Origin of the sequence: Bacillus sp. JCM 19034 (assembly GCF_001310635.1) — a bacterium.
Lineage (GTDB): Bacteria > Bacillota > Bacilli > Bacillales > Bacillaceae_D > Halalkalibacter.
The window spans coordinates 336999-359536 of sequence record NZ_BAXR01000001.1; the positions used below are offsets into that span (position 1 = coordinate 336999).

22 protein-coding genes and 4 pseudogenes are annotated in these 22538 nt (G+C 37.5%); all 26 read left to right on the forward strand.

Translation table 11 applies throughout. The features are described from left to right. Window positions 1-11 precede the first annotated feature (11 nt). The 26 genes and pseudogenes from JCM19034_RS01770 to qcrB all read left to right on the forward strand — a co-directional run bounded on the left by JCM19034_RS01770 (window position 12) and on the right by qcrB (window position 22528). Window positions 12-887 carry a UbiA-like polyprenyltransferase gene (locus JCM19034_RS01770; protein WP_082393680.1) on the forward strand — a complete coding sequence of 292 codons (876 nt, stop codon included), beginning with the start codon at window positions 12-14 and terminating at the stop codon, window positions 885-887. Next, window positions 872-1486 carry a UbiX family flavin prenyltransferase gene (locus tag JCM19034_RS01775; RefSeq protein ID WP_062046789.1) on the forward strand — a complete coding sequence of 205 codons (615 nt, stop codon included), beginning with the start codon at window positions 872-874 and terminating at the stop codon, window positions 1484-1486. The genes JCM19034_RS01770 and JCM19034_RS01775 overlap by 16 nt, the downstream gene beginning before the upstream one ends. Beyond that, window positions 1483-2331 (forward strand): menaquinone biosynthesis protein, encoded by an 849-nt coding sequence (locus tag JCM19034_RS01780; RefSeq protein WP_062046791.1) that lies wholly within the window; start codon window positions 1483-1485, stop codon window positions 2329-2331. Before JCM19034_RS01775 ends, JCM19034_RS01780 begins: the two co-directional genes overlap by 4 nt. A 76-nt stretch (window positions 2332-2407) precedes the next feature. Further along, window positions 2408-3379 (forward strand): heptaprenyl diphosphate synthase component II, encoded by a 972-nt coding sequence (gene hepT / locus JCM19034_RS01785; protein ID WP_062046793.1) that lies wholly within the window; start codon window positions 2408-2410, stop codon window positions 3377-3379. A gap of 169 nt (window positions 3380-3548) precedes the next feature. Further along, a complete protein-coding gene (gene ndk / locus JCM19034_RS01790) occupies window positions 3549-3992 on the forward strand; it encodes a nucleoside-diphosphate kinase (protein ID WP_062046796.1) in 444 nt (147 codons plus the stop codon). Between the two features lie 35 nt (window positions 3993-4027). Further along, a pseudogene (locus tag JCM19034_RS01795) lies at window positions 4028-4794 on the forward strand (protein-glutamate O-methyltransferase CheR); the annotation flags it as partial. Between the two features lie 148 nt (window positions 4795-4942). Beyond that, window positions 4943-6115, forward strand: coding sequence for a chorismate synthase (gene aroC / locus JCM19034_RS01800; RefSeq protein ID WP_062046798.1), 1173 nt, complete (start codon window positions 4943-4945; stop codon window positions 6113-6115). Continuing rightward, window positions 6115-7205: pseudogene (gene aroB, locus JCM19034_RS01805) on the forward strand (3-dehydroquinate synthase). The gene aroC and the pseudogene aroB overlap by 1 nt, the downstream one beginning before the upstream one ends. Then, window positions 7198-7560 (forward strand): chorismate mutase, encoded by a 363-nt coding sequence (aroH, locus tag JCM19034_RS01810; protein WP_062046801.1) that lies wholly within the window; start codon window positions 7198-7200, stop codon window positions 7558-7560. Before aroB ends, aroH begins: the two are co-directional and overlap by 8 nt. 232 nt (window positions 7561-7792) lie before the next feature. Then, window positions 7793-9304, forward strand: coding sequence for an anthranilate synthase component I (trpE, locus tag JCM19034_RS01815; RefSeq protein ID WP_197276324.1), 1512 nt, complete (start codon window positions 7793-7795; stop codon window positions 9302-9304). Next, on the forward strand, window positions 9297-10316 hold the full coding sequence (gene trpD / locus JCM19034_RS01820) for an anthranilate phosphoribosyltransferase (protein ID WP_062046803.1): 1020 nt from the start codon (window positions 9297-9299) through the stop codon (window positions 10314-10316). Before trpE ends, trpD begins: the two co-directional genes overlap by 8 nt. Continuing rightward, window positions 10309-11088: an indole-3-glycerol phosphate synthase TrpC gene (gene trpC, locus JCM19034_RS01825; protein ID WP_062046805.1), complete on the forward strand. Its 780-nt coding sequence runs from the start codon at window positions 10309-10311 to the stop codon at window positions 11086-11088. Before trpD ends, trpC begins: the two co-directional genes overlap by 8 nt. Continuing rightward, complete coding sequence (locus JCM19034_RS01830; protein ID WP_062046807.1) at window positions 11066-11716, forward strand: phosphoribosylanthranilate isomerase; 651 nt, start codon at window positions 11066-11068, stop codon at window positions 11714-11716. Before trpC ends, JCM19034_RS01830 begins: the two co-directional genes overlap by 23 nt. Beyond that, complete coding sequence (trpB, locus tag JCM19034_RS01835) at window positions 11703-12896, forward strand: tryptophan synthase subunit beta (RefSeq protein WP_062046809.1); 1194 nt, start codon at window positions 11703-11705, stop codon at window positions 12894-12896. The genes JCM19034_RS01830 and trpB overlap by 14 nt, the downstream gene beginning before the upstream one ends. Next, window positions 12886-13689 carry a tryptophan synthase subunit alpha gene (trpA, locus tag JCM19034_RS01840; protein WP_062046811.1) on the forward strand — a complete coding sequence of 268 codons (804 nt, stop codon included), beginning with the start codon at window positions 12886-12888 and terminating at the stop codon, window positions 13687-13689. The genes trpB and trpA overlap by 11 nt, the downstream gene beginning before the upstream one ends. Window positions 13690-13730: 41 nt before the next feature. Continuing rightward, window positions 13731-14827 (forward strand): annotated as a pseudogene (gene hisC / locus JCM19034_RS01845) (histidinol-phosphate transaminase). A gap of 165 nt (window positions 14828-14992) precedes the next feature. Next, window positions 14993-16089 (forward strand): annotated as a pseudogene (locus JCM19034_RS01850) (prephenate dehydrogenase). Between the two features lie 11 nt (window positions 16090-16100). After that, window positions 16101-17393 (forward strand): 3-phosphoshikimate 1-carboxyvinyltransferase, encoded by a 1293-nt coding sequence (aroA, locus tag JCM19034_RS01855; RefSeq protein WP_062046813.1) that lies wholly within the window; start codon window positions 16101-16103, stop codon window positions 17391-17393. A gap of 356 nt (window positions 17394-17749) precedes the next feature. After that, the gene (locus JCM19034_RS01860) at window positions 17750-18691 is read left to right on the forward strand and encodes a hypothetical protein (RefSeq protein ID WP_062046815.1); all 942 of its coding nucleotides are present in this window, start codon (window positions 17750-17752) and stop codon (window positions 18689-18691) included. A 134-nt stretch (window positions 18692-18825) separates the two neighbouring features. Next, complete coding sequence (locus JCM19034_RS23865; RefSeq protein WP_269431647.1) at window positions 18826-18957, forward strand: hypothetical protein; 132 nt, start codon at window positions 18826-18828, stop codon at window positions 18955-18957. Between the two features lie 23 nt (window positions 18958-18980). Beyond that, window positions 18981-19424, forward strand: a complete 444-nt coding sequence (locus tag JCM19034_RS22680; RefSeq protein WP_231686754.1) for a lipopolysaccharide assembly protein LapB — start codon at window positions 18981-18983, stop codon at window positions 19422-19424. Further along, a complete protein-coding gene (locus JCM19034_RS22685) occupies window positions 19421-20074 on the forward strand; it encodes a lipopolysaccharide assembly protein LapB (protein ID WP_231686755.1) in 654 nt (217 codons plus the stop codon). Before JCM19034_RS22680 ends, JCM19034_RS22685 begins: the two co-directional genes overlap by 4 nt. An 84-nt stretch (window positions 20075-20158) precedes the next feature. Then, entirely contained in the window at window positions 20159-20701 is a 543-nt protein-coding gene (locus tag JCM19034_RS01870) for a ReoY family proteolytic degradation factor (RefSeq protein WP_062046816.1), read from the forward strand. Between the two features lie 36 nt (window positions 20702-20737). Beyond that, on the forward strand, window positions 20738-21202 hold the full coding sequence (locus JCM19034_RS01875) for a YpiF family protein (protein WP_062046818.1): 465 nt from the start codon (window positions 20738-20740) through the stop codon (window positions 21200-21202). 138 nt (window positions 21203-21340) lie between these two features. After that, complete coding sequence (locus tag JCM19034_RS01880; RefSeq protein WP_062046820.1) at window positions 21341-21841, forward strand: ubiquinol-cytochrome c reductase iron-sulfur subunit; 501 nt, start codon at window positions 21341-21343, stop codon at window positions 21839-21841. Between the two features lie 15 nt (window positions 21842-21856). Next, window positions 21857-22528 carry a menaquinol-cytochrome c reductase cytochrome b subunit gene (qcrB, locus tag JCM19034_RS01885; protein WP_035340191.1) on the forward strand — a complete coding sequence of 224 codons (672 nt, stop codon included), beginning with the start codon at window positions 21857-21859 and terminating at the stop codon, window positions 22526-22528. Window positions 22529-22538 lie beyond the last annotated feature (10 nt).

The following is a 22538-nucleotide window of genomic DNA, read 5'->3' on the forward strand; positions in this document are numbered from 1 at the left end:
AGCCGATTGTGTTGGTTAGAAAATTAAAAATCATCTTAGAAATGATCAAGTTTGAACATACTGTTTTTGCTTTACCTTTTGCTTTTTTGGGAGCGATACTTGGTAGTTTTATTATTCGGGGAGAGTTCCCTTCTCTTTCGGAATGGATATGGATTACTCTTGCCATGGTAGGGGCAAGAAGTGCTGCTATGTCTTTAAACCGAGTCATAGATGCCCAAATTGATAAGCACAATCCAAGAACAGCCAAACGAGCGATTCCAGCTGGATTAGTTTCAAAAATGGAAGTGTGGTTATTTATTGTTATATCATTTGTTGTTCTGTTTTTTGCAGCGTACCAATTAAATATGCTTGCTGTGTATCTGTTGCCGATTGCGGTCTTTTTTCTTGTTATTTACTCATATACAAAAAGATTTACTTGGACTTGTCATCTCATATTAGGAATTACAATTGGTATAGCACCATTAGGTGGTTGGGTCGGAGCAACAGCTACATTACCAGCTGAAGCTTTTTTATTATTTTCTGCTGTTGCATTTTGGATTGCCGGATTTGATGTTATTTATGCAACACAAGATGCGAGTTATGATAAAGAGCATGGTTTGTTTTCTATACCAAGTCGTTTTGGGATAAAACGGGCATTGGTCATTGCTAGAGGTTTTCATTTAATTAGCTTTCTCTCCTTTTTAAGTTTATTTTTTGTAACGCCGTTAGGATGGCTTTATTTTGTTGGGGTGATAATTGCTGGCGGGATACTTGTATATGAACACTCTCTCGTGTCAGAGCATGATTTATCGAAGGTACAAATCGCCTTCTTTCCTATGAATGGGATATTGAGTGTTGTGTTATTTCTTTTTACGATTGGGGATGTACTCATATGGACCAATCTTTAAAAGTGAAGGGGACGTATACGGTTGGGATAACAGGGGCAAGTGGTGCCCAGTACGGTATTAGACTTGTTCAAAAGCTATTATCTATATCATGTAAAGTACATCTTGTGTTAACAGAAGCTGCATGGCAAGTTTTTCAATTAGAGTTGAATTTAGATACAAGTAATCGAGAAAAACTGTTGAATCAACTTTTTTCAGAAAATAGCGAGAGGTTACAAATTCATTCCTTGAATGATTACAGTGCGGCGATTGCAAGTGGTTCCTACCAGCATGATGGCATGGTGATCATTCCCTGTTCAATGGGGACTCTTTCAAGTATCGCAAGTGCCTCCTCTAATAATTTGTTAGAACGGGCCGCAGATGTTATGTTAAAAGAGAAACGAAAACTAATTATCGTACCACGAGAAACACCTTTAAATGAAATTCATTTAGAAAACATGTTGAAGCTTTCAAAAATGGGTGTAACAATTTTACCTGCAATGCCAGGTTTCTATCAACAGCCTACCGATATTAATGATTTAATTGATTTTGTCGTTGGGAAAGTCCTCGACAATTTAGGGGTAGATCATTCTTTGTTTACTCGATGGGGGGAGAAGTCATGAGCCTAACAATTGGAGAAATTTCATACACAAACATACTTCCTTTCTTCTATTATTTAAATCGGGATCAATTAAAGAAGGATGATGTTCGTTTTGTCCCTCAAGTACCTTCGCAGCTAAATCAGGCTATGGCCAAAGGTTTAGTTGATATCGGGGGAATTTCATCATTTGCCTATGCAAAGAACGATCATGCATTTACGTTATTGCCTAATTTATCAGTTACAACATATGGTAAAGTTCAATCGATTTTTATGTTTTCCAAGTATAGAATTGATCAGCTTGACGGAAAAAGAGTTGCACTTACTTCAAGCTCGGAGACTTCTATTCATTTGTTGAAAATTATAATAGAATATTTTTATCAAAAGGACGTTTCCTATGAAATTGTAGAGCCCCATTTTGAGCGAATGCTAAATGAATTCGATGCATGTTTGTTAATTGGTGACGACGCCATTATCGCCAATCGGCAAAAGCAGAACGGATTGTACGTATATGATTTAGGGGAGATCTGGTATAAAGAAACAGGTTTACCAATGACATTTGCTGTTTTCGCGGTAAGGAACGAGTGTATTAAACAACAACCTAGCAAAGTATTAAAAATCTATGAGGCTCTCGTGGAAAGTAAAAAGAGGAGTGAACTGCACCACTACCAACCAATGATAAAGGATATTTTACTTACACATGGTGGGATAAAGGATTTTTGGGAAAGTTATTTTGAACAGCTTTGTAATGATTTTGGTAAGCAAGAACAAAAAGGCTTGCTCTATTATTTTGAGCTACTGTTTAAACTAGGCTATTTGCATAAACCAATTGATCATTTACATGTATGGAATCCAGTTATGCAATATTAATACTTGCATGATATGTGAAACAATGTTCTAATTAAAGGAAGTGTAATGAATTCGTTTGAATAATAAGGTGGACGACATGAAGCTAGCAGAAATCTATATGCAATTCCAGTCAGATATAGAAATGATTGAAAAAGAATTAGAAGCAAATGTACAAGCACAACATGACGTTTTAACAAATGCATCGCTACAATTGTTAAAGGCCGGTGGAAAACGTATACGTCCAGTTTTTGTATTACTTGCAGCACGTTTTGGTTCATATGATATAAACTCCTTAAAACATATCGCTGCACCTTTAGAATTGATTCATATGGGCTCGTTAGTACATGATGATGTGATCGATGATGCAGATTTGAGGCGAGGTAAGAAAACGATCAAATCGCAATGGGATAACCGGGTTGCCATGTATACAGGTGATTTTATTTTCGGCAAAGCATTGGAGACCTCTACTCATTTTGATAATCCTAAAATTCATCAAATTCTATCAAACGCTATGATGGAAATGTGCCTCGGTGAGATCGAACAAATTCGAGATCAATACAATTTAGAGCAAAATTTTCGAATCTATTTAAGGAGAATTAAGCGTAAGACAGCTCTTTTAATTGCTGTTAGTTGTCAGTTAGGGGCATTAGCGGCAAATGCAAGTTCCTATATCCAAAATCAGCTTTATCGATTCGGTTATTATGTTGGTATGTCTTTTCAAATTACAGATGATGTTTTAGATTTTGTCGGGACGGAAAAACAGCTTGGGAAACCTGCTGGTGGTGATCTATTGCAAGGGAATGTGACACTCCCAGCTTTATATGCGATGTATAACCATGATGATATTCGTAAGCAAATCCAATCGTTCTTTCAAGATATTGAAAAAAATGCTGAGTGCATTTCAGATATTATAGCGATGATTAAAAACACAAATGCAATTCAATATTCCATTAAGATTAGTGATCAATATTTACATAAGGCATTTGAAACGTTGGAGACATTACCAGATATTATAGAAAAGAAATATTTGTATGAAATTGCTTCTTATATTGGTAAAAGAAAATTTTAGGGGAGGGTTGGCAAGTTTGCCAACTTTCTTCTTTTTATATTAATCTTTTAAACATTCCGGGTGACTACTAACACTTAAAGATCTAAGAAGTACTCTGTTCTTTCTCATATTGTCGACTCTAGTCTCATTTGCTATACTTGGGAGTGAATCTATTATAAAGGAGAAGATTATGGAGCGTACATATATTATGGTTAAACCTGATGGCGTTGAACGAAGTGTTATAGGGGAAATTATGACACGATTTGAGAAAAAGGGGTTTACTCTTGTAGCTGCTAAATTGTTAATGATTACTAATGAAATGGCAGAAGAACATTATGCTGAACATAAAGGGAAACCGTTTTTTGAAAGGCTTGTTGATTTCATTACTTCAGGACCAGTGTTTGCTATGGTTTTTGAAGGTCCAAATGTAATTGAAACAGCTCGTTTAATGATTGGTAAAACGAATCCAGCTGAGGCGTTACCAGGCACAATTCGGGGAGATTTAGCAGTACAAATTCCGAATAATATTATACATGGATCAGATTCAGTCGAAAGTGCTAAAAGGGAGATTTCCATTTTCTTTAAAGATTCAGAATTAATTGATTATAAGAAGTCTATTTCTAAGTGGACATAAGATATATATAGGTGACCGGAGACTGGAGAGACAAAATGAGTAATGATTATGAAACGTTTATAGAGAAAGTGAAACGCAAAACGGCTATTGACCTTGCTTTATATAAAGAAGCACAAATGAAACGGCGATTAACATCATTATATGAAAAGAGAGGTTTTACATCGTTTCATACATATTATGATGCAATGACTCAGGATGAGCATCTTTTTAATGAATTTTTAGAAAGAATGACTATAAATGTGTCAGAATTTTTCCGCAATGCTAGTCGTTGGGATGTGTTAGAGAAAAAGATATTACCTCGATTATATCGTGAAAATAATAACTTGAAGGTATGGAGTGCAGCTTGTTCAACTGGTGAAGAGCCGTATACACTTTCAATGATCTTATCTCAATTTATGCCTTTATCAAAGGTCTCAGTATTGGCAACAGACCTTGATAAGGAAGTACTAAAAAGGGCAGCGTTAGCACTGTATCCAGAGCGTTCAATAAAAGAAGTTCCTAACTTTTATTTAAAAAATATTTCAATAAGGATCCAATGGGTTATAAAGTGAAAGATGAAATCAAAAATACAGTAACGTTTAAGCAACAAAATTTATTAGCTGATTCATTTCAGCAAAATTATGATTTAATTGTATGTCGAAACGTTATGATCTATTTTACAGATGAAGCGAAAAATGAACTTTACCATAAATTTAGTCGTGCATTGCGTTCAGGTGGTGTTCTATTCGTTGGTAGCACGGAACAGATTTTTAACCCAACGACGTATCAATTTGAAACAGAGGATACATTCTTTTATAAAAAATGTAACTGCTTAACTGATAATCTCCTGTTTAAAATATACTATTGCAATGATTTATTTTCAAAATGTACGAGACAGACATGCTCAATCATGTTATAATTTAACGCATAAAAGCGATAAAGAGAATGGAAACGATAATGGAGGCAGGAAAATGAGATATTTAACAGCGGGGGAATCACACGGACCACAATTAACGACAATTATTGAAGGGATTCCAGCACAGTTAGAGTTAGTTGCTGAAGATATTAATGGGGAGTTAGCACGGAGACAAGGCGGTTACGGTCGTGGGAGACGAATGCAAATTGAAAAAGATCAAGTACAAATATTGAGTGGAGTACGTCATGGGAAAACAACAGGAGCACCAGTAGCTTTAGTAGTAGAAAATAAAGATTGGACTCATTGGACGAAAATAATGGGTGCAGAGCCAATCGGAGAAGATGCAGAAAAAGAAGTGAAAAGGAAGCTGACAAGGCCACGCCCTGGACACGCAGATTTAAATGGAGCTATCAAATACGGTCATCGTGATATGCGAAACGTACTTGAACGATCGTCTGCTCGTGAAACGACAGTGCGAGTAGCAGCTGGTGCTGTAGCTAAGAAATTATTATCTGATTTTAATATTCAAGTAGGTGGTCATGTCCTTGAAATAGGAGGAGTGAAGGCTGAAAAAACAGATTATGAATCGATAGCAGACCTTAGGGAACGCTCAGAGGCGTCTCAAGTTCGTTGTCTTGATGAAGAAGCTAGTACGAAAATGATTGAAGCAATTGATCAAGCGAAAAAAGACGGTGATTCAATCGGTGGAATTGTAGAAGTTGTGATTGATAATGTTCCGATCGGTTTAGGAAGCCACGTCCAATACGATCGCAAGTTAGATGCAAAAATTGCGGCTGCTATAATGAGTATTAACGCCTTCAAAGGTGTTGAAATTGGTATTGGTTTTGAAGCAGCTCGTCTTCCAGGAAGCAAGGTTCACGATGAAATTATTTGGGATGAAGAGAATGGGTATTCACGTAGAACAAATCGTCTTGGTGGCTTTGAAGGCGGTATGACAAATGGAATGCCGATAGTCGTGCGAGGTGTTATGAAACCTATCCCAACACTTTATAAGCCATTACAAAGTGTAGATATTGATACGAAGGAGACTTTTGCTGCGAGTATCGAACGTTCTGATAGTTGTGCGGTTCCTGCTGCATCAGTTGTTGCAGAAGCTGTTGTTGCTTGGGAAGTGGCTAACGCACTGCTGGAAACATTTGGACATGACAAAATGTCGACGATTAAAGATAATGTGAAGCGACACAATGATGAAGCGAGGAAGTTTTAATGCAGACTGTTCATGTTGAGACGGAATCCAAACGATATACTGTGATAATTGATGAAGGATTAAGACATCAGGTCGGGTCATTAGTTAAGGAAATGATACCATCGATATCTTCCGTTTTAATTGTAACTGATTCGAATGTTGCACCACTGTATCTAGAAGACGTGAAAGAAAGCTTTGACCAATCTACCACTGTTTTTGATTATGTTATAAAAAGTGGAGAGGGATCTAAATCATTTACTGTTTATGAGCAAGTGTTAACAAAAGCTTTAGAGTCCCGACTTGATCGTAAATCAGTCGTGGTGGCTCTTGGTGGAGGTGTCGTTGGAGATTTAGCAGGTTTTGTTGCAGCAACCTACATGCGGGGAATACGTTTTGTACAAGTGCCTACAACACTACTAGCTCATGATAGCAGTGTCGGGGGGAAAGTAGCGATTAATCATAATCTTGGTAAAAATATGGTTGGCTGCTTTCATCAACCCGAAGCAGTTCTATATGATACACAATGCTTGACATCATTACCTTTAGATGAGTGGAGATCAGGCTTTGCTGAAGTGATAAAACACGGATTTATCCGCGATAACAATTTTCTAGAGACGTTAAGAAACCATTGGCACTCATTTGATTCAATACCGACACAACAAATAAATGAAATGCTCGCTAAATCAATAGCAGTTAAGGCAGACGTAGTAAGTGAAGACGAAAAAGAAATTGGGATCCGGCTCATTTAAATTTCGGCCATACATTAGGGCATGCAATTGAGGCAGAGCTTGGTTATGGTGCGATGACTCATGGTGAGGCAGTAGCGATTGGTATGCTTTTCGCATTACGACTATCAGAAGAAATGTTAGGTACATCTCTTCCTATCGCTCAATATGAAGAATGGTTTAAGCAACTAGGCTATCGAACGAAAATTCCTAACTCATTGAGTAGAGATCGTCTTCTGAAAACGATGAGTCAGGATAAAAAAGTTGAAGCTGGTACGATTCGAATGGTGTTACTGAAAAAGTTGGGAGAAGCAATAATTGTGAATATTCCACCTGAGAAAATTTGCAAACTTCTTGAAGAACGGATGGAGGTTTCACATGGTTAGAGGAATTAGAGGGGCAACAACGGTTCAAGATAATACGGTAGAGGATATTTCAAACGAAACATTAAAGCTTGTCAAAAAAATAATACAGGAAAATCAAATTGAACCAGAGTCGGTTGCACATGTCTTATTTACGGTGACAGAAGATTTGGACCAGGCTTTTCCTGCAAAGGTGTTGCGGGAAATAGATGGTTGGTCATATGTACCAGTTGTCTGTGCACGTGAAATTCCAGTCCCCGGAAGCTTGCCACTTTGTGTGCGCGTATTAATGACTGTTAATACAGAAAAGAATCAAGCTGACATTAAGCATATTTATTTAAGGGAAGCCGTTAAACTTAGACCTGACCTTGACGAATAAGTAAGTTCAGAGTAGACTTAAGGCGAGTCGAGATATTTAGATTATTCCAATCTAAGTTGAGTAAAGATTAGTTTAGTAGAAGAATGAGAATGAGATTGAGTTGAGGAGAGCTGAGTGTAGTTGAGTTTTAAAATAAGTTCGCCTCCTATACCAGTGGTCTTAGGAGGTTTATTCTGTTTATCTTTTTCCCCCTCCCACTCATTTCATTCATTCCAAAAAAGGAGTGAAGGTTATGATTACCCCAACGTATTATGAATTTTGTCAGTTTTCTCGTGACTATAAGACCATTCCAGTTGTGGAAAAGCTTTTTGCTGATGGTCTAACACCTGTGCAAATTGTTCACCAATTAGGTGACCAAGTTTCATTTTTATTAGAAAGTAAAGATGAACATTCACCATGGTCACGTTATTCATTTATTGGAATTAATCCAATTTACGAATTGGTTGAAGAAAAAGGAGTCTATTCTTTCGTTCATAAAGAGAGTGCAGAAGTCTTGTCAAAGTTAGACAGTTTTCAAGCAGCTTTTGACTACATGATGACTTATATGAACGTACAACCGATTGATGTGGAAATCCCATTTCGGGGTGGAGCAGTTGGCTATATGAGTTATGACGCAATAGGTACAATTGAACCTTCATTAAATCGTGAGGTTAAAGAGCGAATTGCCCATTATCAATTCTTAATTTGTGAAACGCTCATTGCATATGACCATATCAAAAAGGAATTAACAATATTAGTCCATGCTAGACCTGAAGAATATGGTGATGAAACAGCTTATAGTCGTGCGAAAGCTGAAATCAACCGCGTGTCTAAGTTACTTGAGCAACCTCAGGCACCATTAGTATTAAAGCGCCTTCCTGAAACAGAAGGGGAGGTATCATTTGATGGTGTAAAATCTAATTATGCCCGAGAAGATTTTATTAAAGATGTTGAAAAGATAAAAGAATATATTCGGTCTGGTGATGTTTTTCAAACAGTTCTTTCTCAACGATTTGAAATGAATGTAACATCATCGGCAATCAATATTTACCGGGTCTTGCGAATGATTAATCCTTCTCCGTATTTATTTTACTTAAAATTTAACGAGATGGAAGTCGTAGGGAGCTCTCCAGAACGATTGGTACAAGTTCAGGAAGGCCATGTCGAAATTCATCCAATTGCCGGGACACGTAAAAGAGGTAAGAATGATGAGGAGGATGCCGAATTAGCGTTAGATTTATTGGCAGATGAAAAAGAGCGAGCAGAGCATTATATGCTAGTCGATTTAGCCCGAAATGATGTCGGTCGAATTGCCGAGTATGGGTCTGTTGAAACCCCTACATTACTTGAAATCGGAAAATTTTCTCATGTTATGCACATAATCTCGAAGGTAACTGGACGTTTACGTCAAGGAAAAGAACCTTTAGAGGCATTATTAGCTTCGTTTCCAGCAGGAACTGTTTCAGGAGCACCAAAGATTCGTGCAATGGAAATTTTGCAAGATCTAGAACCAACTAATCGTGGAATCTATGCAGGTGCGATAGGATATTTGGGATTTGACGGAAATATAGATTCTTGTATTGCGATACGGACAATGGTCATTAAAGATCAAATTGCTTATATCCAAGCTGGAGCTGGAGTAGTAGCTGATTCGGTACCTGAAAAAGAGTACGAAGAAACACAAAACAAAGCGAAGGCGTTAATACGTGCAGTCCAATTAGCTGAGAAAATGTTTGGTGGTAAGGGGGAAAATAACGATGCTTAAAGATATTTTACAAATTTGTATGAACAATGAAACGTTAACGAGTGTTCAAGCTGAGCAGGCGATGAATGAAATTATGATAGGGAACGCTACTCCTAGTCAAATAGCAAGCCTATTAACGATATTACGTTTTCGCGGTGAGACCGTTGATGAAATGATTGGTTTTGTCAAAGCGATGCGTGCCCATTCAGTGAGGATTAAAACGGACGGGTTGAATGTGATTGACACTTGCGGAACGGGAGGCGATAGCCTTGGTACGTTCAATATTTCTACAGCAACTGCAATTGTATTATCTGGATTAGGCGTTCCAGTCGCAAAGCATGGTAATCGTGCTGTTTCTTCAAAGAGTGGAAGTGCGGATGTATTAGAAAAATTAGCAATACCGATTCAACATTCTGTTGATGATGCCACAAAGTTTTTAAACGAACATCGTCTTTGCTTTTTGTTTGCACCACTTTACCATCAGTCAATGAAGCATGCAGTTGTTCCGCGAAAAGAAATTGGATTTCGGACGATCTTTAATTTGTTAGGACCTATGACAAATCCAGCTCAAGCAAAACGCCAATTAATTGGTGTATATGATTTTGATTTCGCACAAAAAATGGCCGATGCTCTTATGGTTATCGGTACGGAAAAGGCACTGTTTGTAACAGGTCGAGAGGGCCTTGATGAATTATCGATCACAATGGAATCTGATATTATAGAGGTTGAAGGAAATAAAAAAAGAAGCTATACAATTTCTCCAGAAGATGTCGGCTTAAAGCGTGGTAATTTACGCGATATTCAAGTTGATTCACCAGCAGAAAGTGCAAAGTTAATCATCTCCATTTTAAAGGGTAGGGCGAACGAATCAGCGACTGGGATTGTAGCGTTAAATGCGGGTGCAGCACTCTATGTCTATAATCATGTTGACTCAATTAAGGCGGGAGTTGAGTATGTACAATCTGCTTTAAAGTCAGGAGAATTATTTGAACATTATCATTCGTTAAAGAAGGGAGCGATGATCGATGCTTGATCGTATTCTGCAAACTAAGCAAAAAGAAGTAGCTGAGTTACAATTACCTAATAAAAAGGAAGTTCAGCATTATTCACTTTTTGAATCACTTAAACATTCAACACACTCAATCGGTTTGATCGCAGAAGTCAAAAAGGCCTCGCCTTCAAAAGGGTTAATCTGTCCTGATTTCCATCCACAAGCTATTGCTAAAGGTTACATGGCAGGCGGTGCAGATGCGATTTCTGTTTTAACAGATGTAGAATACTTTCAAGGACATCGCGATTACCTATCGGCGGTAAAAGACGTAACCTCAATTCCTGTAATGAGAAAGGATTTTATTATTGATAAAAAGCAAGTAGATGAAACGGTTCTGATTGGTGCAGATGCGATGCTTCTAATTGTCGGAACGGTTCCAATTCAGACTTTGAAAGAATTATATGATTATGCATATGATTCAGGCCTAGAATGTCTTGTTGAGGTTCACGCTAAGAACGAGTTAGTAGAGTTATTAAACTGTTTTACTCCGAAAATTATTGGTGTAAATAATCGCAACTTAAAAACATTTGAAACATCCTTATCACAAACAGAAGAGATGGCCCCACTCATTCCAACTGGTAGCTTATTTATAAGTGAAAGTGGTATCCATTTAGAAGATGATATTAAACGAGTGAAGGCAGCGGGGGCAGCGGGTGTATTAGTTGGTGAATCGTTAATGAGAGCAAGCTCTCCAGAAGAAGGAATTAAAACTTTGTTTGGAGGGGAATACCGTGCATCATCGTCCGCTACTTAAGCTTTGTGGAAATCATTCAGAGCATGATGTTAAGGTTGCATTGGCGAGTAGTGCCGAATATATTGGCTTTGTTTTTGCCAAAAGTAAACGTCAAGTATGCCGAGAACAATTGAAACGTTGGTTACCAAACGAAAAGAATCATAAAAAAATCGTTGCTCTATTTGTAAATGAATCAATTGAAAACATTCAATACGTATTAGAGAGTGCTCATGTTGATGTGATTCAATGTCATGGAAATGAGACGCCGAAATATATGAATGATTTGAGAAAACAAGTCAAACAATCATTATGGAAAGTTATCCATCATAATGATCATGCTCTTGAAACGATGCAATCGTATAGAGGCATTGTTGATGGTTATGTTGTTGATTGTAAGGTTGACAGACAATGGGGTGGTACAGGGCTCTCGTTTGACTGGAATTACGTCCCGCAATATGTAGAAGAGGGACATAGACAAGGTGTAAAAGTGTGGATTGCTGGTGGAGTAAACCCTAGTAATATTCATAAATTATTACCTTACAAGCCTGATGGAGTAGATTTATCTAGTGGTATTGAACACGAAGGAAAGAAATCACTTGAACTTGTTCGCCAGTTAGAGGAAAGGATGAAAAGAAATGATACCAGATAATCGGGGGCGCTTCGGTAACTTTGGAGGGAAATATGTCCCGGAAACGTTAATGAATGCTCTAGAGGAATTAGAAACTGAATTAGATAAAGCTCTAAAAGATGAAGCGTTTCATGCTGAATATATGGAGTATTTAAAGGAGTATGCTGGTCGACCGACAGCATTATCATATGCTGAAAATATTTCAAATGAATTAGGTGGAGCGAAAATCTATTTAAAAAGAGAAGATTTATTGCACACTGGTGCCCATAAATTGAACAATGCAATGGGGCAGGCGTTACTTGCAAAACGAATGGGGAAAAAGAAAATTGTTGCTGAAACTGGTGCTGGACAACATGGTGTAGCTTCAGCAACAATTGCTGCAAAATTCGGATTAGAGTGTAAAGTATTTATGGGTGCTGAGGATATGGAGAGGCAGGCGTTAAATGTCTTTCGAATGGAGCTACTAGGTGCGGAGGTTGTTCCAGCAACATCTGGAAGCCAAACGCTAAAAGATGCAACTAATGAAGCGATCCGATATTGGGTTTCTAACGCGGAGGATACGTTTTATTTAATTGGCTCGGTCGTTGGTCCACATCCTTATCCAAAAATGGTTCGCGATTTCCAGCGGATCATCGGTGATGAGTCAAGAAAGCAATTTATTGAACGGATCGGAAAGCTTCCTACTGAGATCATTGCCTGTGTTGGAGGAGGAAGTAACGCCATCGGTATGTTCTATCCTTTTCTAGAAGATGATGTTGTACTTCGGGGAGTTGAGGCAGCTGGAAAAGGCGTTGATACGAATCAGCATGCCGCGACGATTACGAAAGGGACAAAAGGGGTTATCCACGGTTCAATGACGTATTTATTACAGGATGAATCAGGACAAATTATTGAACCATACTCTATTTCAGCAGGTCTTGATTATCCGGGAATCGGACCAGAGCATGCTTATTTAGCTAGTACTAGTCGTGTAGAGTATGAGGCAGTAACGGATATTCAAGCACTTGAAGCTCTAAAACTACTTTCGGAAACAGAGGGTATTATTCCTGCTATAGAATCTGCCCACGCATTAGCAAAAGCATTTGAACGTGCAAAAGAATTGACCCCGGAAGATACTATTCTCGTTTGCTTATCAGGTCGAGGAGATAAAGATGTACACACATTAATGAAGCATTTTAAGGGGGATCAAGATGGCAACTGAGAGAATGCTAGTCGCAACAAGTGGTGAAAAGCCACTTTTTATTCCATTTATAACGGCAGGAGACCCGTCTAGTGAAGCGACTATTGATATTGCGTTAACATTGCAAAAAGCAGGTGCTTCGATGATAGAGCTAGGCATTCCATACTCTGATCCGCTAGCGGATGGTCCGACGATCCAAGCAGCTTCAAAAAGGGCATTGCAACATGGAATGAGTTTAGAAAAGGCACTGAAGCTTGTACCAAAGATGCGTGAACGTGGTTTAACCATTCCTGTTATTATATTTACTTATGTCAATCCACTCATTCAATATGGCGAAAAGAGAATAGTTGAAGAAGCCGCTCATTACGGCATCGATGGGTTTATCGTTCCTGACTTACCATATGAGGAAAGTGAAGAATTTGCCGATCTTTGCGATCAATTTAATCTATCTCTTGTTTTGTTAGTTGCTCCGACTTCAAAGGAGCGGATGGTGAAAATTGCACAAAGGTCTCAAGGATTCCTCTATTGTGTTTCTTCATTAGGGGTCACTGGTGCTAGGGCTCATTTCGATCCGAAAGTTTATGAATTTCTCAAGACGGTCCGAGAAGCAAGCTCAATCCCAACAGCGGTAGGCTTTGGTATTTCAACTCCTGAACAAGTAAAGGTGATGCGTGAGCATGCTGATGGAGTTGTAGTCGGAAGTGCACTTGTAAATAAAATTGGCGAGCTTAAAGAACAACTATTAAATAGTGATAAACGAACGGAAGCATTAAATGAAATTGAAAAGTTTGTTTCATTAATGGCAAAAGCGTAACAACGTGTTAAAATAAGAAGATAGATTGGAGTGAAAACACTATGAATATTAAACGACAAATCGTTGGTTTACCTCCATATAAGCCTGGAAAACCTATTGAAGAAGTGAAAAGAGAATTAGGTTTATCTAAAGTCGTAAAATTAGCTTCAAACGAAAACCCTTATGGATCTTCAAAAAAAGCTACAGAAGCAATTCGCAATGCAGCTTCCGAAACGACTATTTATCCTGATGGCTATGCAGCAGAGTTACGACATAAAGTAGCGAGTAAGCTCGGGGTAAAACCAGGACAGTTAATATTTGGTAATGGTTCTGATGAAGTGATTCAGTTTTTGTGTCGTGCCTTACTTTCTCCTGATACGAATACAGTTACTGCCGATCCGACATTTTCACAGTATAAGTTAAATGCGATTATTGAAGGAGCTGAAGTTCGTGAGGTTCCTTCGGTCGATGGCGTTCATGATTTAAATGCCATGCTTGAAGCGATTGATAATAAGACAAGAATTGTCTGGATCTGTAACCCTAATAATCCTTCAGGTACATACGTGAATGAAGAAGCATTCAAACAATTTTTAGCTTCAGTACCTCTGATGTACTAGTTGTTTCAGATGAAGCATATTACGAGTATGTGACAGCAAATGACTATCCTAATACCATTTCACTTATTGATCAATACCCAAATTTAATGGTATTACGTACATTTTCAAAAGCCTATGGGCTAGCTGCTTTACGTGTCGGCTATGGAGTAGGAAATGCTCAATTTGTTTCTAGCATAGACCCTGTACGACCACCATTTAACAACAATTCATTTGGCCACGTGGCTGCAGCAGCAGCTTTAGATGATGAAGCATTTATTGATGAGTGCGTGAAAAAGAATACAGAGGGAATGCGGCAGTTTGAACAGTTTTGCCAAGAGCATAATCTTTATTATTACCCATCTCAAACAAACTTTATTTTAATAGACTTTCAACAATCAGGTGATCAAGTTTTTGATTACTTATTAAAAAAAGGATTTATTGTACGTTCTGGTGAGGCGTTAGGTTATCCTACATGCATTCGTATAACGATTGGGAAGAAAGAGGAAAATGAGGGATTATTTGTCCATTTGAAACAATTGTTAGAAATGACTGCCATTCGATAACGTTTTTCTTAAAGTCCGTCTTTCATATATGGATGAGAGGCGGATTTTTACCGAATAAGTAGGGTAGAGAGTCGTTTTTTTGAAAGTACACTATTTACATAAACTCGCACGACATTGTTAAATTTTTATCATAGCCGTGTAAAATTGCTTAGAAAGGAGAACGGCATGAAGCGAACAGCATTCATTATCGGCCTAGGGTTAATAGGTGGCTCAATTGCGTTAGCGATACGAGCTGAACATGATGTTACAGTCTTAGGCTATGATATTTCACAACAGCAACAAAAGATGGCACTTTCATTAAAAGTGATTGATAAAGCTGTGGATTCTATTGAGGACGGTGTTAAACAAGCTGATTTAATTGTACTTGCAACGCCTGTATTAAAAACAGAAGAATTAATAAGGGAACTTTGTCAATTAGAAATGAAACGAGGGGCAATTATAACAGATGTTGGAAGCACCAAGAAAAAAATTGTCGAAACTGCAGCTTGTTTAGAGGATAAAGATGTTGTATTTATTGGTGGGCACCCAATGGCAGGCTCACATAAAAGTGGTGTGGAAGCAGCACGTGTTCATTTATTTGAAAATGCTTTCTACATTTTTACTCCTGTTAATCAAACGGATGTCAGACACATTATTCAATTACAAAACTGGTTAAAAGGAACGAAAGCCACCTTTATGGAGCTAACTCCGGAAGAGCATGATCGTTTTGCCGGGCTATTAGCCATTTTCCACATATTGTAGCAGCGTCACTTGTTCACCAACTATCTAATTTAGATAGTGATGATCGTGTTGTGTCACAGCTTGCTGCTGGTGGCTTTAGAGATATTACGAGAATTGCATCATCAAGTCCAACGATGTGGCGTGATATTTTATTACATAACAAAGAAAGTATATTAATGCTTTTAGATAAATGGTCAAAAGAGATGGAAAAAGTTCAGACAATGCTAGAGCAAGAAAATGCTGATGCTATTTTTGATTATTTCCAAACGGCAAAAGCCTTTCGTGAAGGATTACCACCACGTGAAAAAGGGGCCATTCCATCTTTTTATGATTTGTTCGTAGATATTCCTGATCACCCTGGTGTGATATCCGATGTAACAAGTATTTTAGCTGAGCATGAAATTAGTTTAACAAATATTCGGATCTTAGAAACACGTGAAGATATAATGGGCGTACTTAGTATTAGCTTTCGATCTGAAGAGGATCGACAAAGAGCAAAGAAGCACCTTGAACAGGCAATGTATGAAACGTATATTTTATAAGGGGGACATGTATGACTAACGTACAAGTAAATCAAGCTCGTACCGGTTTAAACGGTTCAATTCAAATTCCTGGAGATAAATCGATTTCGCATCGAGCCGTCATGTTTGGAGCGATTGCAAATGGTACAACAACAGTTGAAGGGTTTTTACCTGGAGATGATTGTTTAAGTACGATCAGTTGCTTTCGAAAATTAGGTGTCAAGATTGAACAGGAAAATGAACGAGTTACAATTGAAGGAAAAGGGTGGACAGGTCTAGAAGAACCAAGTGAAATTTTAGATGTAGGTAATTCTGGTACAACGACAAGGTTGATGTTAGGTATATTAGCGACTCGACCATTTCATTCAGTCGTCATAGGCGATGACTCGATTGCCAAAAGACCGATGGCAAGAGTGACAAAACCATTACGAGAGATGGGTTCGATAATTGATGGTCGCGATAACGGGAATTTCACACCTTTAGCAATTCGTGGAGGTGCTACAAAAGCTATTCAATTTGAATCGAAGGTAGCAAGTGCACAAGTAAAATCGGCAATTCTACTATCTGGACTACAAAGTGAAGGAACGACATCGGTTACAGAACCGGCTTTATCACGTGATCATACTGAACGAATGTTAGAAGCATTTGGAGTTTTAGTGAAACGAGATGGACTAACCGTTTCAGTTGAAGGGGGACAATCGTTACAAGCACAGCATATTGTTGTACCAGGTGATATTTCTTCCGCCGCCTTCTTCCTTGTTGCCGGAGCAATTGTCCCGCAAAGTAAGATTACGTTACGAGGTGTTGGAATGAATCCGACTCGTTCAGGTATTATCGATGTTTTACAGCAAATGGGGGCTGAACTGCTCATTGAAAATGAGAAAATGGCAGGTGGGGAACCGATTGCTGATTTAACAATCACAACCTCTAATTTAAAAGGAATTGAAATAAGTGGTGATTTAATACCACGTTTAATTGATGAAATTCCAGTTATCGCTGTATTAGCTACTCAAGCTGAAGGAACGACGGTTATTAAAGATGCAGAAGAATTAAAAGTAAAGGAAACAAATCGTATTGACACAGTTGTCAGTGAGCTGACAAAGGCTGGGGCTCAAATTAAGGCAACAGATGACGGAATGATTATTGAAGGTAAATCACCTTTAAAAGGAGCTAAAGTTAGTAGTTATGGTGATCATCGTATCGGGATGGCTATGGCAATAGCCGCACTGATTGCACAAGAACCAATGACTATTGAAAGAAGTGAAGCAATCGCAGTATCATATACAAGCTTTTTTGAACATATAAACGCATTACAAAATAAGTAAAAAGCTTATAATAAACGGTTTGCCTTGATATGTATTGAGGTAGATCGTTTTTTCTATAAATGGGGTGGAGTTTAGAACTATTGTTTATGTGGAATGTCAGTTTTGAATTACTAGAATAAAAAAAAGCCTCGCTAGTAAACTAGTAAGCGTTTACAAATGCGAGGTAAAATAAGCTAAGTTGTATGGATAGGAGTGGAGAGAAACCATACGCTTGATTTAAGTATACTTCATTTTTGGGAAAAGTCAACTGGTTTGGTGAAATTTTAGAAATTAATTATCGTATTGCTCTAAGTTCTGATTCGTATTTCTACAACATAGCTTGTCTAGTAGAAAGGAAAATCAAGGGGGCTTAGAGAATGTATTTATTAGATAAAGTGACTAAAGTAGATGAACGTAAATGGAAGAATCGTTGTTACATTGTGGAAGGTGGAAAGATACGTTATGCAACTTCATCATTTCAGCAATGGAATCGAAAAAGAGTAAATATGAACGGTACTTTAATATGTAATGGACGTATTTATTTTGAAGATCAATTACTGAAAGACCCCTCTAATCAGCATTTTTCCGATAGGCAAAAACAGCTCATTAAAGAAGGGTGCACAACAATTGCAGTTGCTCCCTATGTAAAATATGAAAGCGAATTGCCGAACATTCCGTTAAAATGGTCTAAATTTATGGAAAGAAGTACAATTGACTATGTTGTAGGATTAACGGTACCGGTCAATTTAGTTCGTCCAAGTTTTATTCGGAAATGTCAAAACCTACTAATACCATTTTTAAAAGTAGAAATTAAAAAGGTAGCAGATATTCATTCGATCCAGTGGACTCATATATCTCATTCATTATTGCATTACCCATTAATGCTGATACCAATCTTTCATTCTTCAGTTAAGAGGAAGAAAACCCTCTATATGACTTGGAAAAAATATTGTCTAGAATACGGTATTCACACAGAACTTAATGAATTATCTAATTCCACATTAAGTAAAACATTTTTACAGAAAATCGGGTTATTCCCGCAAAAAGGAACGTTGATTGCTGGAAGTGATCTCGATTATATTGCTTATATAAATGGAAAAGTTAAGAGCAGATATGAACGATTAAAAGTTTTGAGAGGAGATGATGAACTTTATGAACGTGCTGAACCAGACCTTGTCGTTTTAAGGGGTAAAGTTTTAAAAGTTTTTCAGGACATTGATTTAGATCAAGGTTACGGACAAAGAATAAAAATCATTCGACCAGGTCGTTTTTTATCAATGAATGATGTTATAACGTTAGAAAATGGAATATATCGCTGATCAATATGGAAAATTGGTCATATTAAGAAAGTAGAGTAGACTTCTCTACTTTCATACATAGAAGTACGTTTCCTTTCTTCATAACTGAAAAAATGATACGATATCGGTACCCTTGTGAAAAAGGAGGAATAGTAATGAATCTTAAAGAAATTATTGATAAGATCGAAAATGGTGAAGTTGATGAAGGGTTACTTGAATTAGAACGGCTAGAAAAAAAGCAGATCACCAATCAAAATATGAAATTGCTCAAGTTTATCACGAGTTAGGACATATTAAAAAGGCAAAAGACGTGTTAGATGAATTGCTCCTATTGTATCCTGATGAAGGAGAATTATATACATTTGCTGCGGAATTACTTATTGATATGGACGAAGAAGACGAGGCCATTGAAATGCTAAATGAAATTAAAGAAGATGACCCTGTTTATTTGCAGGCCCAATTATTATTAGCTGATTTATATCAAATGCAGTCATTAGATGAGGTTGCCGAACAAAAATTACTTAACGCGGTCAAAAAAGCTCCAGATGAGCCAATTATTTCTTACGGTCTAGGTGAATTTTACTTATCAAGAGGAGATTACGGAAAGAGTATTCCTTATTTAAAGAAAGCTGTTCATTCAGGTGAAACGATTCCAGACGTATATTTAGAATTAACATTAGCAGAAGCCTATAGTGCAACTGGACAGTTTGAAGATGCACTACACTATTATCAACGAGGCGTTAAAAAAATATGACCCCTGATGGTCTGTTTGGATATGGATTTACCGCTTACCAGATGGGTGATAATGTTTTAGCAATAGAACAATTCGAAACGTTAAAAACATTAGATCCTGATTATTCAACTGTGTATCCTTTTTTAGCAAAAGCGTATGAAGCAGAAGAAAGAATAGACGACGCACTAGATGTCATTAAGGCTGGGATGAGTGTTGATGAGTTTAATGAATCGTTGTATATTCAAGCAGCAAAACTAGCGTTTAAAAAGAATATTCCTGTTGATGGGGAAGAGTATTTAAAAAAAGTCATTGCATTAAACCCTTCAAATGTAGAAGCGGTTCATACGTTAGCAGCATACTATAAGCACCATGAATTGTTTGATGATCTGCTTGATTTAATGAATCATATGAAAGAATACAAAGAAGAAGATCTCATGTATAAATGGTATGAAGCAGCAGCATTAAGAGAAACTGATGAGTTTGAAGAAGCATATCGTTTATATGAGCAGATTGCTCCAGATTATAACGATGATGCGGATTTCTTAGAAGAATACGGTTATTTCTTAATGGAGTATGGAAAAAGAGAAAAAGCAAGGGAGATTTTCAAACGACTTTTAACAATGAAACCAGAACGATATGATATTGTAGAAGTATTAGATAATCAATTTTAAAAAGGGTTAATTATTTGTCATGTAACTAAAGGCATTTTAGGTGGATGGCTATAAATACGTATGAAATTACGAGGGAGGATACGAATGGGTCATATGATTTCAGTGAGTGAGAAGAAGGATTTTTTAAAACAATTTCTAAATGAATATGAATTAAAGCGTCGTGAGTGTACGTGGTTACTAAATTATTTAATGAATCATGATAGTATTATGAAATATGTTCATTTCGTTGAGAAAGCAGCTCATACTCCTAAAGGATTAATTATCTCTGCAAAAGGAGTAGATCAACTCCCTTTTTCTTTTCATAAACAATATCATGTGACAACTGATACAGAAAAAGCGTTTCATGATATCCGTTTAAATCATACCGAGGATGTCTATATTGAACTGCATTTTCGTGAATCTAACCGCTATCCTCCTTATGTAAGTGTGCTAGAAGAAAACCCATTCGTACCAAAAAATGTTGAATTAGACAAAGTGTATGACGAAGCAGCATCATTCATTTTAACAAGATCATTGACAGACTATCGCAAGCAGCTATTAAAAAAGGAAATTGACCGAGCATTAGATGAGCGAAATCATACTTTGTTTATGGAACTTCTAGAAGAGTTAAAAAAGCTTGATCGATAATTTTTTAGTGATCGTATGTGATAAAGAGGTGAAAATATGAAATGGAATGCAAATGATCTGGATACATATTTACAAGCGAGGGAATATATAGATACAGCGGTTATTCCATTAGTGCCAATTACATGGGGAAATGATGTTAAAACAACTGTATCGATGGGCGAGTTTATAACAATTATTTCCCATGAATTAGAAAACCAGTTTCGTGGACGTGTTATATTATTCCCAGCATTTACTTATTTGTTATCTGAGGCAAGTGATGAGCTTTTAAACAAATTAAAAAAATGGGAGGACAAGCTAGTAGCTGAAGGGTTTAAGCATGTCATTTACTTAACTTCTGATGGCCAGTGGCGTCAAGTAGAACAGCATTTAAACGGTTTACATATTTGGTTACCGTCTATTCCATTGGAACATCTTGATAACGAAAATCGACAAAGAGTCATACAAGATCAAATGAAGCAACTGATCCCATTTGTGACAAAAAAATGGCAAACAGTAGAGTAAACAAATTTGCCGAATTTGTGCCGATATTTAGAAGTTGTTGCACATTCATCTTTGTTGTATTATCATGAGTATGTCCTAGTATAATATGTGCTTATTGCCCATTTGGGTTGACTTTACTTATGCAAGGGGGGAAAATGAGTGAGCGAAAAAAACCACAAAGTATCACGGAGACAGTTCCTAACGTATACGCTTACTGGTGTTGGTGGATTCATGGCAGCTGGTATTTTGATGCCGATGGCACGATTTGCTTTAGATCCGGCATTAAAAGCAGGAGCAGAATCTGAGTTTCTTTACCTATGTGATCTAGATCAATTGACTGAAGATCCTCAAGTATTTCCATTTACATTCAATCAAATTGATTCATGGTATGAATCAGAGGTATCAAGAGACGTCTATGTTTTTATCCGTGATAATGAAGTAACAGCTTTATCTGCTGTTTGTACTCATCTTGGTTGTACCGTAGCGTTCGAAGGCAATGATGATTATCCGGATCAATTTTTCTGTCCATGTCACGGCGGACGATTTGATAGGGATGGGCAAAACATTGCTGGTACTCCGCCAAGACGACCGCTTGATGCGTATGAAGTCAAGGTAGAGGATGGAAAAGTTTATTTAGGATCAATTTATCAACGAACATAGGGAGGGGCGTAATCAATGCTTCAAAAAATTTATGACTACGTTGATGAGCGTCTAGATATTACGCCAATGTGGCGTGATATTGCTGACCACGAAGTTCCTGAGCATGTCAATCCTGCTCACCACTTCTCTGCGTTCGTATACTGTTTTGGCGGACTAACGTTCTTTATTACAGTTATTCAAATTTTATCTGGTATGTTTTTAACAATGTATTACGCACCAGATATTATTAACGCTTATCAATCTGTAGCTTTTTTACAAAATGAAGTAGCCTTCGGTGTAATCGTACGTGGGATGCACCATTGGGGCGCAAGTTTAGTTATTGTTATGATGTTTTTACACACGTTGCGTGTCTTCTTTACAGGTTCGTATAAGAAGCCTCGTGAGTTAAACTGGGTTGTTGGTGTCCTCATTTTCTTTGTTATGCTCGCTTTAGGTGTAACAGGTTACTTATTACCTTGGGATATGAAAGCTTACTTTGCAACAGCGGTTGTTCTTGAAATTGCTGAAAGTGTTCCGGTTATCGGTGGTTTTGCAAGGGCATTACTTGCAGGTGGAGACATTATAGGTGCTGCAACTTTAACACGCTTCTTTGCGATTCATGTATTCTTCCTGCCAGGTGCTTTGCTAGGCTTACTTGCAGCTCACTTCTACATGATACGTAAGCAAGGTATTTCAGGTCCATTGTAAGATTAAAGTG

Excerpts from the sequence above, each read along its gene's own strand:
- trpE (WP_197276324.1), top strand. The coding sequence starts at position 7,793 with ATGATTACCCCAACGTATTATGAATTTTGTCAGTTTTCTCGTGACTAT.
- JCM19034_RS01775 (WP_062046789.1), top strand. The coding sequence starts at position 872 with ATGGACCAATCTTTAAAAGTGAAGGGGACGTATACGGTTGGGATAACA.
- JCM19034_RS01870 (WP_062046816.1), top strand. The coding sequence starts at position 20,159 with ATGGGTCATATGATTTCAGTGAGTGAGAAGAAGGATTTTTTAAAACAA.
- aroH (WP_062046801.1), top strand. The coding sequence starts at position 7,198 with ATGGTTAGAGGAATTAGAGGGGCAACAACGGTTCAAGATAATACGGTA.
- aroA (WP_062046813.1), top strand. The coding sequence starts at position 16,101 with ATGACTAACGTACAAGTAAATCAAGCTCGTACCGGTTTAAACGGTTCA.
- JCM19034_RS01780 (WP_062046791.1), top strand. The coding sequence starts at position 1,483 with ATGAGCCTAACAATTGGAGAAATTTCATACACAAACATACTTCCTTTC.
- JCM19034_RS23865 (WP_269431647.1), top strand. The coding sequence starts at position 18,826 with ATGAATCTTAAAGAAATTATTGATAAGATCGAAAATGGTGAAGTTGAT.
- JCM19034_RS22685 (WP_231686755.1), top strand. The coding sequence starts at position 19,421 with ATGACCCCTGATGGTCTGTTTGGATATGGATTTACCGCTTACCAGATG.
- JCM19034_RS01860 (WP_062046815.1), top strand. The coding sequence starts at position 17,750 with ATGTATTTATTAGATAAAGTGACTAAAGTAGATGAACGTAAATGGAAG.
- trpA (WP_062046811.1), top strand. The coding sequence starts at position 12,886 with ATGGCAACTGAGAGAATGCTAGTCGCAACAAGTGGTGAAAAGCCACTT.
- qcrB (WP_035340191.1), top strand. The coding sequence starts at position 21,857 with ATGCTTCAAAAAATTTATGACTACGTTGATGAGCGTCTAGATATTACG.
- ndk (WP_062046796.1), top strand. The coding sequence starts at position 3,549 with ATGGAGCGTACATATATTATGGTTAAACCTGATGGCGTTGAACGAAGT.
- aroC (WP_062046798.1), top strand. The coding sequence starts at position 4,943 with ATGAGATATTTAACAGCGGGGGAATCACACGGACCACAATTAACGACA.
- trpB (WP_062046809.1), top strand. The coding sequence starts at position 11,703 with ATGATACCAGATAATCGGGGGCGCTTCGGTAACTTTGGAGGGAAATAT.
- trpC (WP_062046805.1), top strand. The coding sequence starts at position 10,309 with ATGCTTGATCGTATTCTGCAAACTAAGCAAAAAGAAGTAGCTGAGTTA.
- trpD (WP_062046803.1), top strand. The coding sequence starts at position 9,297 with ATGCTTAAAGATATTTTACAAATTTGTATGAACAATGAAACGTTAACG.
- hepT (WP_062046793.1), top strand. The coding sequence starts at position 2,408 with ATGAAGCTAGCAGAAATCTATATGCAATTCCAGTCAGATATAGAAATG.
- JCM19034_RS01875 (WP_062046818.1), top strand. The coding sequence starts at position 20,738 with ATGAAATGGAATGCAAATGATCTGGATACATATTTACAAGCGAGGGAA.